The sequence below is a fragment of the Streptomyces panaciradicis genome, from assembly GCF_023516615.1.
Lineage (GTDB): Bacteria > Actinomycetota > Actinomycetes > Streptomycetales > Streptomycetaceae > Streptomyces > Streptomyces panaciradicis.
Window position 1 is genome coordinate 36,885 of record NZ_JAMGBF010000034.1, and the last position, 11,960, is coordinate 48,844.

At 74.7% G+C, this 11,960-nt stretch carries 10 protein-coding genes and 2 pseudogenes; 1 reads left to right on the top strand and 11 read right to left on the bottom strand.

Features of this window, described 5'->3' with window-relative positions:
• Positions 1-14: 14 nt before the first annotated feature.
• Positions 15-692, bottom strand: coding sequence for a YoaK family protein (locus M8J74_RS14030; RefSeq protein ID WP_249836706.1), 678 nt, complete (start codon positions 690-692; stop codon positions 15-17).
• Between the two features lie 604 nt (positions 693-1,296).
• Here M8J74_RS14030 and M8J74_RS14035 point away from each other — a divergent pair.
• Positions 1,297-2,427 (top strand): annotated as a pseudogene (locus tag M8J74_RS14035) (alpha/beta hydrolase family protein); the annotation flags it as partial.
• On the opposite strand, the gene M8J74_RS14040 reads toward M8J74_RS14035, so the two are convergent.
• The 10 genes and pseudogenes from M8J74_RS14040 to M8J74_RS14085 all read right to left on the bottom strand — a co-directional run.
• Positions 2,396-2,857 (bottom strand): iron chaperone, encoded by a 462-nt coding sequence (locus M8J74_RS14040; RefSeq protein WP_249836707.1) that lies wholly within the window; start codon positions 2,855-2,857, stop codon positions 2,396-2,398. The pseudogene M8J74_RS14035 and the gene M8J74_RS14040 sit on opposite strands and share 32 nt — an antisense overlap.
• A gap of 173 nt (positions 2,858-3,030) precedes the next feature.
• The gene (locus M8J74_RS14045) at positions 3,031-3,450 is read right to left on the bottom strand and encodes an aggregation-promoting factor C-terminal-like domain-containing protein (protein WP_249836779.1); all 420 of its coding nucleotides are present in this window, start codon (positions 3,448-3,450) and stop codon (positions 3,031-3,033) included.
• A 303-nt stretch (positions 3,451-3,753) separates the two neighbouring features.
• Entirely contained in the window at positions 3,754-4,635 is an 882-nt protein-coding gene (locus tag M8J74_RS14050) for an ECF transporter S component (protein ID WP_249836780.1), read from the bottom strand.
• 248 nt (positions 4,636-4,883) lie between these two features.
• Positions 4,884-6,593 (bottom strand): ABC transporter ATP-binding protein, encoded by a 1,710-nt coding sequence (locus M8J74_RS14055; RefSeq protein ID WP_249836708.1) that lies wholly within the window; start codon positions 6,591-6,593, stop codon positions 4,884-4,886.
• On the bottom strand, positions 6,590-7,744 hold the full coding sequence (locus tag M8J74_RS14060; protein WP_249836709.1) for a CbiQ family ECF transporter T component: 1,155 nt from the start codon (positions 7,742-7,744) through the stop codon (positions 6,590-6,592). The genes M8J74_RS14055 and M8J74_RS14060 overlap by 4 nt, the downstream gene beginning before the upstream one ends.
• A complete protein-coding gene (locus M8J74_RS14065) occupies positions 7,737-8,360 on the bottom strand; it encodes an SCO2322 family protein (RefSeq protein WP_249836710.1) in 624 nt (207 codons plus the stop codon). The genes M8J74_RS14060 and M8J74_RS14065 overlap by 8 nt, the downstream gene beginning before the upstream one ends.
• Entirely contained in the window at positions 8,357-9,598 is a 1,242-nt protein-coding gene (locus tag M8J74_RS14070) for an SCO2321 family membrane protein (protein ID WP_249836711.1), read from the bottom strand. The genes M8J74_RS14065 and M8J74_RS14070 overlap by 4 nt, the downstream gene beginning before the upstream one ends.
• A gap of 252 nt (positions 9,599-9,850) precedes the next feature.
• Positions 9,851-10,855, bottom strand: a complete 1,005-nt coding sequence (locus M8J74_RS14075; RefSeq protein ID WP_249836712.1) for a PP2C family protein-serine/threonine phosphatase — start codon at positions 10,853-10,855, stop codon at positions 9,851-9,853.
• 248 nt (positions 10,856-11,103) lie between these two features.
• Positions 11,104-11,481 carry a RidA family protein gene (locus M8J74_RS14080; RefSeq protein WP_372500180.1) on the bottom strand — a complete coding sequence of 126 codons (378 nt, stop codon included), beginning with the start codon at positions 11,479-11,481 and terminating at the stop codon, positions 11,104-11,106.
• Positions 11,479-11,910: pseudogene (locus M8J74_RS14085) on the bottom strand (nuclear transport factor 2 family protein); the annotation flags it as partial. The pseudogene M8J74_RS14085 and the gene M8J74_RS14080, both read right to left, overlap by 3 nt.
• Between the last annotated feature and the right edge of the window lie 50 nt (positions 11,911-11,960).

The window sequence follows — 11,960 nt, forward strand, 5'->3', positions numbered from 1 at the left end:
GCGGCCGGGCGGTCCTACTCCCGACCCGAGGCCACCGCCGCCAGCACCCCCGCTCCCACCGCCGCCACCAGCAGCGGGATGCCCAGCCCGTGGTGGATCACCAGCCACGCGCCCAGGCAGGCGCCCGCCGCCATCGCGACCACCGAGGCCGTACGGCGGGGCGAGTGGGTGCCCTGGCCGCCGCCGGCGCGTGAGTCGGCGGCCAGGCCCGTCAGGGTCATGGTGAGGACCGTGGTCGTGAGGTCGGCGATGCCCAGCCGGCGGACCGTCGCGTTGCGCAGGCCCATCGCGAAGGCCGTGAGCGCGATCAGAGCGTAGACGGTGGCCGTCGCGTGCGGGGCGAGGAACGCCGTCAGCGCGGACACGCCCACCAGGGCCGCCTCCGCCGCCAGGATCAGCCGCGCCCAGGTGCGGCGCGAGCCGTCCGCCCGCCGTCGCGCGACCCGGCCTCCCGCCACCGCACCCGCGAGGAAGCAGGCCAGGGAGGTGGCCGTGTGCGGGATGGAGAAGCCGGGCGCACCGGCCGCGGCGAAGCCCAGCACGACCACGTTGCCGGTCATGTTCGCGGTGAAGACGTGCCCGAGGCCCAGATAGCTGACCGCGTCGATCAGTCCGCTGACCACCGTCAGCCCCAACAGGACGGGCACCAGCCGCAGTCCGCGGCTCTCGTGTCCGTCGTCGCTCTCACTCACAGGGTCTCCGGTCGTCCGCACGGGCAGGGTGCACCCAAGTCCACCATGGGCGCGGGGGACTCTCGGATGTCGGCGCGGCCCGCGCGCCCGTAGCGTTCGCGGCATGAGTGACGAGACACGCAAATCACCTGGAAAAGGCGCCGGTTGGCGCACGCGCCGAGGGCTCGCCGCGGCGGCCGCCCTCCTGCTCGCGGGGCTGGCGGTCGCGCCGGCGGCGGAGGCGGCGACGGCGGACGGGCAGCGGAGCGGGCGAACGGAGCGGGCCGGGTTCGGGGAGCGGGCCGGGTTCGAGGGGCGGGCTGGGTTCGGGGAGCGGGCCGGGTTCGGGGAGTCGGCCGGGCGTGTGGAGCGGGCCGGGTTCGAGGGGCGGGCTGGGTTCGGGGAGCGGGCCGGGTTCGGGGAGTCGGCCGGGCGTGTGGAGCGGGCCGGGTTCGGTGCGCGGGCCGGGTTCGAGTGGGCGGACGGGCGCGGGGAATCGGCGGGGCGCTGGGAGTCGGCCGGGCGAGGGGTGCAGGCCGGGCAAGAGGAGCGGGCTGGCCGAGTGCGGCGGGCCGGGCAAGAGGAGCGGGGCGGGCTGGGGCAGTGGAGCGGGCTCGGGGAGCTCTCCCGGCGCGGGGAGTTGCTCTCCGTCGTCCCCGTCGCCCGCCACGACGCCCAGGGGGTCCGGCGGTTCCTCGACGAGCGGGGCATCGCCGCCGACCCCGTGCGGTACGGCGTCCGCGCCTACCGGCTGACGTACCGGACCGTGGACCCGTACGGGAAACCGACCACCGCGACCGGGCTGCTCACCCTCCCCACCGGCGGGGCCCGTCGCCTCGACCTCGTCTCCGACACCCACGGCACCATGGTCAAGCGCAGCTACGCGCCCTCCGCGAGCGAGGACTTCGGCCGGGTGCCGTCGTATCTGAACGCGGGCGCGGGCCGCGCGGTCGCCGCGCCCGACTATCTGGGGCTGGGGGAGGGGCCGGGACCCCACCCCTACATGGACACCCGTTCCTCCGTCACCGCGTCCCTCGACATGCTGCGGGCCGCCCGGACGGCGGCAGGCCGGCTCGGACGGCCGCTGACGGGCGCGGTGTACGCCACCGGGTTCTCACAGGGCGGGCAGGTCGCGATGGCGCTCGGCAAGGCGCTGCGGGCGGGGGCGGACGGGCACTTCCGGCTGAAGGCCCTCGCACCGATCAGCGGCCCCTACGACCTGGAGGGCCAGGAGATGCCGGCCCTGTACGACGGGCGGGTCAACGACACCAGCGGCGTGCTGTACCTCTCCTACTGGCTGACGGCCCAGAACCGGCTGCACCCCCTCTACCGGGACCCGGCCGACGTCTTCCGCGCGCCCTACGCGGACCGTGTCGCCGCCCTCTTCGACGGAACGCACGAGGAGGAGGACGTGGTCCGCCGTCTGGCGCCCTCGGTGAAGCAGCTGCTCACGCCCGCCTTCTACGAGCGGATGCGGCACCCGGACGGCACGCTCCTCGCCGCGATCCGCGCGGCCGACCACACCTGCGACTGGAAACCGGACGTGCCGGTGCGGCTGTACGCGGGGGCGGCCGACACCGACGTGCCGATCGGGAACGCGGACAGCTGCGCCGCACGGCTGGCCGGGCACGGCGAGCCGGTGCCGGTGGTGAACCAGGGGGACGTCGACCACTTCGGATCGTTCGCCGTGTCGGCGCCCCAGGTGACGCGCTGGTTCGACGCGCTCAGCTCGCCGCCCGGCGCACGAGGTCGGTGATCCGGGCCTCGGTCTCGGGGGTGAGGGCGGTGACGGCGAAGGCGGTCGGCCACATGTCGCCGTCGTCGAGGTTGGCCGGGTCGTTGAAGCCGAGGGTGGAGTAGCGGGCCTTGAACTTGCCCGACGGCTGGAAGAAGCAGACGATCTTGCCGTTCCTGGCGTAGGCGGGCATGCCGTACCAGGTCTTCGGCGCCAGTTCGGGCGCGGCGGCCTTGACCAGGGCGTGGATGCCCTCGGCGAGGAGGCGGTCCTCCTCGGGCATCTCCGCGATCTTCGCCAGTACCTCCGCCTCCGGGTCCGCCTTCGCCTTCGAGGTGCGCGAGCCGCCGCGTGCGCTCGACTTCAGCTCCTTGGCGCGCTCCTTCATCGCGTCGCGCTCCTCGGCGGTGAAGCCGTCGTACTTCTCGTCGGTCTTCGCCTTCGTGGCCATGGCAGATCTCCTCCGTCGTGGGGCCGTCCCGCTGCCCTTTCATGCTAGGAAGCGGCACCGACTGGGCGCTTCTCGAAAACTGACCGATGGCCCGGTACGGCGGAAGGGCGCCTTCCGTGCCCGTCGGCACGGAAGGCGCCCTTCGCCCGTGATGCTGATGCCGGTGCTGCGGCTCAGTACCAGCCGTTGGCCTGCCAGAAGGACCAGGCGCCGGCCGGGCTGCCGTAGCGGGACTTCATGTAGTCCAGACCCCACTTGATCTGGGTCTTGGCGTTGGTCTTCCAGTCCGCGCCGGCGGAGGCCATCTTCGAGCCGGGCAGCGCCTGGACCAGGCCGTAGGCGCCGGAGGAGGAGTTGGTCGCGGTGACGTTCCAGCCGCTCTCGTGAGAGACGATGTTGCTGAAGGCGGCGTACTGCGCGGCGTTCGGGATCATCTGGTGCGCGATCGCCCTGGCCTCGGTGGCCGAGTCGGCGGTCGCCGCGTGCGCGGGGGCCGCGGTCAGCACCATGCCGGTGGTGGCGGCGGCCACGGCGACGCCGGCGAGAGCCTTCTTCGGGGACGAGATGCGGCGGGCGATGCGGGAGACGAGCACGGGAAACCTTTTCTTCGGGGACAGGGTGTCGGACACGGACCGGGTCCGGGGACCCGGGTCATGCGTCGGCGCCGAGGCCCTGAGGGCTCGTCGGCGCCGTGCGACGTCGTCCAGAGAAACAGGCTCGCGGGATGTCCGCAAAGACCCCTTTTACTAGTTGTGGCCGCATCTGGGGTGCGGGCGACGGTTGTGATCTGGCTCTCAAAGCGCAGGTCAGACGCCGTTATGTCGTGGGCATGGCGTCCGATATGCACTACTAGGTCGGATCGTGGGTGATGTGGGTCATGTGGGGCGGTTCACCGCTCAACGACCCTCGAATGTGACCGCGGTCTCGAAAGCCGCCCGCCGTGTGGCTCTGCGTAGCGCCTTGAGCACGGCCGGACCGAGGGTCAGGGTCAGTACGACGGTGACCACGGCCCGGCCCAGGTCCCAGCCCAGCGAGGTGGCCGCGCAGTACGCGAGGAACCGGGCGAGATTGGCCGGGACGGCGGCGTGCGGGTCGAAGGAGATGTTCGACGCCAGGGCGCCCATGAAGGGCCAGCCGGCCAGGTTCATGATCGTGCCGTAGGCGAAGGCGGCGAGGAAGCCGTAGGCGGCGAGCAGGGCCAGCTCGCCGCGGCCCCGCAGCCGGCCGGAGCCCGGAAGCAGCCCGGACCCCATCGTGAACCAGCCCATCGCCAGCATCTGGAACGGCATCCACGGACCGACCCCGCCCGTCAGCAGCGCCGACGCGAACATCGTCAGCGAGCCGAGGGTGAAGCCGAAGCCGGGACCCAGGACCCGCCCGCTGAGCACCATCAGGAAGAACATCGGCTCGATGCCCGCGGTCCCGGCCCCCAGCGGCCGCAGGGCGGCGCCGGTCGCGGCGAGCACGCCCAGCATGGCCACGGCCTTCGGACCGAGGCCCGACTCGGAGATCGTCGCCGCCACGACGGCGACGAGCAGCACCAGCAGCCCGGCGAACAGCCACGGGGCGTCCTGGGCATGCGCGGCGAGACCGGACCCCGGCGGGGCGAGAAAGGGCCAGCCGAAGGCCACGACGCCGACGGCACTGACGAGGGCGAGAGCGGCGAGCGAGCGGGGGCCGAGGCGGACGGCGGCGGCGCGGGGGGCAGGCGTGGCATGCGCGGTACGGGTGGCACGGGCGGCAGAGGTGGCAGAGGTGGCACGTGCGGACGGGGGCAGGGTGGCCGGGGCTGGGGTGGAGGGCCCAGGGACGGCCGGGCCGGGGGTGTCCGGGCCGGGGGTGTCCGGACCAGGGACGGTCGGGCCAGGGACGGTCGGGCCTGGGACGGCCGGGCCACGGGCGTCCGGGCCAGGGGTGGAGGGCCCAGGGACGGCCGGGCCAAAGGTGAGCCCAGGGGCGGCCGGGCCGGAGGTGGCCGGGGCTGGGGTGTCCGGCCCAGGGGCGGGCGAACCAGGGGTGTCCGGGGTCATGCGAGGGCCTCCCGTACCTGGGTGACCGTGAGCCATGGGTGGGGGGCGAGGATCTTTGTGACCTGGGGGGCGAAGGAGGGGGAGGAGACCACGACCTCCGCGGTCGGGCCGTCGGCGATCACCTCGCCCTCCGCGAGGAGGATCACGCGGTCGGCGAGTTCCGCGGCCAGTTCCACGTCGTGCGTCGCGAGGACGATCGCGTGACCGTCGGCCGCGAGGCCGCGCAGCAGGGTGACCAGGCGGCCCTTCGCGGCGTAGTCCAGCCCCCGGGTCGGCTCGTCGAGGAGCAGCAGCGGGGGACGGGCGGCCAGGACCACGGCCAGCGCGAGCGTGAGGCGCTGCCCCTCCGAGAGGTCGCGGGGGTGGGTGTCGTCGGGGACGCCGGGCAGCAGCCGGGACAGCAGCGCGCGGCAGCTGCCGGGGGCTGCCTGGGCGTCCCGGTCGGCCGCCGCGCACTCGGCGGCGACCGTGTCCGCGTAGAGGAGGTCGCGGGGTTCCTGCGGGACCAGGCCCACGTGGCGCACCAGGTCCCGGGGCGGGGTGCGGTGCGGGACGAGACCGCCGACGCGGACCGTGCCCGCGGTGGGCTCGACGAGGCCGACGAGGGTGTTGAGCAGGGTGGACTTCCCGGCGCCGTTGCGGCCCATCAGGGCGACGGTCTCACCGGCGGTGAGGGTGAGACCGACCTCGTGGAGCGCCTCGGTGTGCGCACGGCGGACGGTCAGGGCACGCACCTCGGCGGCGTGGCCGGACCCCGGAGCCGGTTCTGCCGTGACCTTGCGGCGGCCGGGGAACCAGCGCGGTCCGCGGGGGCGGGCGGGCGGCGGCGTCCCGTTCGTCTTCGGGCCGTGGGCCGCCTCGGCGGCGGGACCGGCGGCGCGGGGCGCGGGGCCGGTCAGCCGCTCGCGCAGTCCGGCCGCCCTGCGGCGGGCGTCCCTGACCGTCAGCGGCAGCGGGGACCAGCCCGCCAGCCGCCCCAGCTCCACCACCGGCGGACACACCGGGGACACGGCCATCATCTCCGCGGGCGCGCCCAGCAGCGGGGCCTCACCCGGGGCCGGCAGGACCGCCACGCGGTCGGCGTACTGGATGACGCGTTCCAGGCGGTGTTCCGCCATGAGGACGGTCGTGCCCAGGTCGTGGACCAGGCGCTGGAGGACCGCGAGGACCTCCTCGGCCGCCGCCGGGTCCAGGGCCGACGTCGGTTCGTCGAGGACCAGGACCTGCGGATGGGGAGTGAGGACCGAGCCGATGGCCACGCGCTGCCGCTGCCCGCCGGACAGGGTGGCGAGGGAACGGTCGCGGAGGTCGGAGAGACCGAGGAGATCCAGCGTCTCCTCGACCCGGCGGCGCATCACCGCCGGAGCCAGCCCCAACGACTCCATCCCATAGGCCAGTTCGTCCTCGACCGTGTCCGTCACGAAGTGGGAGAGCGGGTCCTGGCCCACCGTGCCCACCACGTCCGCCAGTTCGCGGGGCTTGTGGGTGCGGGTGTCGCGGCCCGCCACCGTGACCCGGCCGCGCAGGGTGCCGCCCGTGAAGTGGGGGACGAGGCCGCTGACGGTGTTGAGGAGGGTCGACTTGCCGGTGCCGGACGGGCCCACCAGCAGCACGAGTTCGCCCTCCGGGACCTCGAAGTCCACGCCCACGAGGGCGGGTTCGGCCGCCCCGTCGTAGGTCACCGAGACGTCCTCGAAGCGGATCACGACGGCTCCTTGGGAGTGGGGGCCACGAAGGCGGGCAGCACGGCGACGAGGACGGCCGCCGCCGGCCAGAGGGGCAGGGTCGGGGCCGTGAGCGGGACGACGGCGGGGGCCAGCGCGGCCGGGTCGGTCGCGGCGGCCAGCGTGAGCAGCGCGGCGGGCACGGCACCGGAGGCCGTCACCAGCCAGGCGCGCGCATCCCAGCGGTCGGGCCGGTACCGCGTGCGCGGACTGCGGCGACCGCCCAGGCGGAGACCGGCGAGGGACGCGGTGACGCCGGCGAGGAGAAGGGGCAGCCCGTAGGTGCCGGCCTCGGCGGTGAGCAGCCCGTACGTCCCCGCGCAGACGCCGAGCAGACCGCCGAGGGTGAGCGCGGTGGTCGTACGGCGCACGGGGGCGGGAACCTCGGCGGTGCGGCCGTAGCCTCGGGCGTCCATGGCCGCGGCGAGGGCCACGGACCGTTCCAGGGCGCCCTCCAGGACGGGCAGACCCACCTGGAGGAGACCGCGGACGCCGCTGTCGGGGCGGCCCCGCAACCGGCGGGCGGCGCGCAGACGCCGGACGTCGGCGATGAGGTGCGGCGCGAAGGTCAGGGCCACGACGACCGCCACGCCCGCCTCGTACAGCGCGCCGGGCAGGGACTTCAGCAGCCGGGCCGGGTGGGCGAGGGAGTTCGCCGCGCCCACGCAGATGAGCAGGGCGGCGAGCCGCAGGCCGTCGTAGAGGGCGAACAGCAGCGACTCGGCGGTGACCGCACCGCCCAGGCGGATGCCCTGCGCCCAGTGCGGGAGCGGGACTTCGGGCAGCGTCACCAGGGTGTGCGTGCCGGGGACGGGCGAGCCGAGGGCGACGGCGAAGACCAGACGGATGAGCAGAACGGCGAGCGCGAGCCGGAGGAAGGCGGTGTAGGAGCGGGCGTCGGGCGTTCGGGGACGGCAGGTGGAGACGACGTAGGCGGAGGCGGCGATCAGCAGGGCGAGGAGCAGCGGGTTGCCGGTCCGGGTGGCCGCGGTGCCGAGCGCGAGCGACCACAGCCACCAGGCACCAGGGTGCACGAGGGCACGCCGGCGCCGTGAACGGGGCGGGGGGACGTCCGCCGAGGCCCGCCGCCCCCCGCCCTGTGCGGACCGCTCAGGGCTGTGAAGGTCAGGCATGCCTGCGCCGTCGTGCCTGCCACGCCGCCGCGGCGCCCAGCAGCGCCACGGCCCCCGCACCCACGTACAGGCCCACCGACGGGCCGCTGCCGCCGCCGTCCGTGTGCTTGTCCTCGGCGGCCGACACCTGCTCGCCGCACCCCTTCGCCGGATACCCGGCGATCGCGCACAGCAGGGCGTTGGTGTCGTAGCGCAGGGGCCCCGCCACCGCGGCCAGGGCGTCCGCCGTCGTCGCGGCGGACGGCACCCGGGCGCACGCGGTGCGGCGCGCGGGAGGCCGCCCGGCGGACGGGGCGTCCTTCGCCGTACCGAAGTCGATGAGCAGGGCGATCCGCTTCTCGCCCCGCACCGCCGGAGTCCTCGCGCAGATCGTCGCGAAGGACGTCGTGCCGCGCGGCTTCGCCGCGTCCCCCGAGTCCTCGCTCACCGCGAAGCGGAAGCCCTGGACGTCGCCGTCGGAGGGGCGGGCGGTGGCGGGGCCCTGGGTGGCGTAGGTCCAGCGGCCGGAGTCGTACGTCCAGAAGGACCAGTAGCGGTAACCGGTCGCCCCGGCCGGTGCGGCGAGGCCCAGGGTGAGGAACAGGGTGGTGAGGACGAGGACCGCGCGGCGGGTCACCGCTGCCGCCTCCTGCCGCGCAGCATCAGAGCGAAGCCGATGAGGGCGCCGACGAGCAGGCCGCCGCCGACCGTCCAGGCGACCCCGAGGCCGCCCTTGTCCTTGCCGTCGGAGGCCTTGGTGTCGGAGGCCTTGGTGTCGTGCGGGCCGGCCGTCGCGTTGCCGTCGGCGCCCGCGGGGGCGGGGCCGGTGGCGTTGAGCTTGGCGACGAGGTCCACGCCGCCGAAGTCGTGGACGTCACCGCCCTGGGCCGTGGACGCGGCGAAGATCAGCTGGGCGTAGGCGCCGGGGCCGGCCTGGGCGGCCCAGCCGGCGGCGTGGGACTCCAGCCAGTGCAGCGGCTTCGCGGCCTGGGAGTTGAGACCCGCGGTGGACAGGGCGACGACCGCGTCGGCCGTGTTGCCGTAGTCGGGCTGGGGCTTGGCGCCGGGGAGGGCGGTGGTGAGGTGACCGCTCTTGGCGAGGGTCTTGGCGAGCCAGGCGGCGCCGTTGTCCGCGGCGGCCGCATCCTCGTGGCCGCCGCCGGGGTTCGTGCAGCCCGCGGGCGCGTGGGTGTCGTCCTGCCTGCTGCCCGCGACCGTCTCGCCGAGCACGCCCAGGACGGCCGCCGCGGTGGCGTCGGCGTTGGCCGCGAGCTTGCCCTTCTTGTCGGGCTGGTAGGCGAAGGCGCCCGCGTCCGGGCCGTCGCAGGGCAGTGCGAGACCGCGCAGGGCGTCGTAGGGGGACTTGCCGTCCTTGCGGAGGTCCGGCACCGTCACGCCGGCCTTGGTCAGGGCGCCGATCACGACGGACGTCGAGTTCGCGTCGCTGGCGCCGCCGGCGGTGAAGCCCCAGCCGCCGTCCTTGTTCTGCAGCGACTTCAGCCAGCCGACGGCCTTCTTGACCCCGCCGTCGTGGCCGCCGACCGCGGCCAGGGCCTGGACCGCGGCCGCCGTGCTGTTGGTGTCGGCCTTGCAGGGCGTGCCGGCGGAGGTGCGGTAGGCGGCGAAGGAGCCGTCGCCGCACTGCTGTCCGGCCAGCCAGGCCACGGCCGCGCCGGCCGGCTCGACGCCCACCGTGCGCTGCGCGAGCAGTGCGAGCGACTGGCGCCAGACGCCGTCGTAGGTCGGGTCGGAGGTGCCGTAGAGGCCGGCGGGCAGCGAGGCCGAGGGGGACGGCGAGGCGGCCACCGCGGGGGTCGCGCCGCCGAGTACGGCTATGGCGGCCAGTGCCGCGGCGGTGTGACGGATGACGGTCATGATCGGCTGCTGCCTCTCCCTGGGGAGCCGGAAAGCAGCACGGGACAGCCCCGGGCGGCTCGGCTCCGTATACCTCGACGGTGCCGTGTGGCGGCGGGGTGCCGGCACACCTGAGCCGGTCACGATCCGTGTGGGGCGCTCCGGCTGGCCGGTCCGGGACGGACCGGGTCACGGTTGCGGGTCAGCGCCGGATTCGCACCGGCTTTCCCCCGTACGGGTGTGTGATGACGACCCCGACACTGTACCCGCGGGTCAGGAGCACCCTGAGCGGTGGCTGTGCGTGACCGCCGTCACCGGCGCCGACGCCTGAGACGGCTGGCACAGCACCAGGGCCAGGTCGTCGGCGGGACGGGCGCCGGTATGGGCGACGAGACGGGCGTAGAGGTGGTCGAGGGCGTCGTCGGGGAGCGGTTCGCGCAACGCGCGGGCCGCCTCGGGGAGGAGGGGGAAGAGGGTGCCGTCCGGGGAGCGGGCCTCGGTGAGGCCGTCGGTGTAGAGCAGGAGCCGGTCACCGGGCTGGAGGCGGACCCGGTACTGGCGCGGGTCGGGGTTTAGCCCCAACGGCGGCACGGGCGCCAGGGGTTCGAGCAGCTCGACGCTCCGGCCGGCCCGGACCGGCGCCGGATGACCGCAGTTGACCAGGCGCACCTCGCCGGGCGCGAACTCGGCCAGTACGGCGGTGACGAAGTCCTCCGCCTCCAGCTGCGGGGCGAGCCGCTTGTCCAGGTCGGTGACGAGGGCGGGCAGATCGGGTGTCGTGTACGCCAGTTCGCGGAAGGCCGCGACGGTCGCCGCGGACAGCCGCAGCGCCTCCAGTCCGTGCCCGCGGACGTCGCCGACGAGCACCCGCAGGCCGTACGGCGTCGCCGCGGCGTCGTACACGTCGCCGCCGACGGCCGATTCTGCGGCGGCGCAGTGGTAGCGGGTGCAGACGTGGATGCCGACCAGGTCCCGGGAGATGGGCCGCAGGATCAGCTGCTGGGTGCTGCGGGCCACCTCACGGGCCTGCGCGAGGGCCGCCTCCAGCGAGGTGCGGTGCCGTGCCAGGCACGGGGCGACGGCACAGCCCAGCAGCAGGCCGCCGTACTCGGTGCCGAACCGCGCGGAGGCCAGGTCGCCGTCGCCGGCGCCCACGGCCAGACCGAGCGCCGCGGCGCAGCAGCAGACGAGCAGGGTGCGGCCGCGGCCCAGCCGCGCACTGGCCAGGAGCGGACCGAGCAGGAGCGGTGTGACCGGCATCGCGTGCATGGCGTTCATCGCGCTGTTCCTGTTCCCTCTCCGCTGCCCTCCCCGACGAGGTCCGAATATCCACCGTTCGTCGCATGCCGACGTGGACTTGAGCGCAACTCGTCGCAAAGTGCCGACAACTGCCCAGTCCCTGGGGTCTTTCTGTCGGGCCCGCGGGTCAGCCTTTCTGTCGGGCCCGTGGGTCAGCCTTTCTGTCGGGCCCGTGGGTCAGCCTTTCTGTCGGGCCCGTGGATCAGCCTTTCTGTCGGGCCCGTGGATCAGCCGACGACGGCCACCGCGTCCACCTCCACCAGCACCCCCTCCCGCACCAGGCGCGCCACCACCGTCGTCCGGGCCGGAAGCGGGTCGCAGTCGGCGAAGAACTCCCGGTAGACGGCGTTGAATTCGGCGAAGTGGGCGCGGTCGGCCAGGTAGCAGGTGCAGCGCACGATCGAGCGGCGGTCGCCGACCACGGCCTCGACGTTGGCGAGCACCCGGCGCGCCTGGTCGGCGAACGCCTCCGGCATCGCGTGGGTGACCGGGTGCAGGGGCCCCTGGCCGGAGGTGAACAGGAAGGGGCCGGTGCGCACGCCCTGCGACAGCGGCGGTTCGGTGCCGTCGGAGAAGCGGACGAAGGGCGCCGCGTCGGTGCGCACGCGCTGCGGGCCGCCGCCGAAGGGCAGCACGAGGGTGCGGGTGGCGAGCAGCCAGGTACCGTCGGCGGCCCTGCGGAAGCCGTCCTCGTAGTGGCCCACCTGGTACGGCGGCCCGGCGGGCAGGATGCCGCCCGGGTGCCCGTCCATGCGGTACGTCGTGAAGTACGAGGTCGCCGTCGCCGTGTCCGGACCGGTCACGGTGACCCGGATGTTGGACATCACCCGGCGCGAGAGCCGGTCGGCCGGACGGGCGCCGAAGTACGTCCGCAGCGCGTCCCGCCCCTCGATCCGCCGCCGCCCCTCCGGCCACCGCCAGACCCCGTCCTCGGTGAACAGCTCGGCCACGGCGGCCGGTTCACCGAGATCGAGACGGTGGACGAAGTCGAGGATCAGGCGCTCGCAGGCGCGCTCGGCGAGAAGGTTCTCCATGAACAGGTATTCATACGGGGTCGACGGCCGCCTGCGTCACCGTATTACTA

Bases quoted from the DNA above. Each gene is read 5' to 3' on its own strand.
- M8J74_RS14040 (WP_249836707.1), bottom strand. From the start codon at position 2,857: ATGGCCACGAAGGCGAAGACCGACGAGAAGTACGACGGCTTCACCGCC.
- M8J74_RS14060 (WP_249836709.1), bottom strand. From the start codon at position 7,744: ATGCCTGACCTTCACAGCCCTGAGCGGTCCGCACAGGGCGGGGGGCGG.
- M8J74_RS14070 (WP_249836711.1), bottom strand. From the start codon at position 9,598: ATGACCGTCATCCGTCACACCGCCGCGGCACTGGCCGCCATAGCCGTA.
- M8J74_RS14075 (WP_249836712.1), bottom strand. From the start codon at position 10,855: ATGAACGCCATGCACGCGATGCCGGTCACACCGCTCCTGCTCGGTCCG.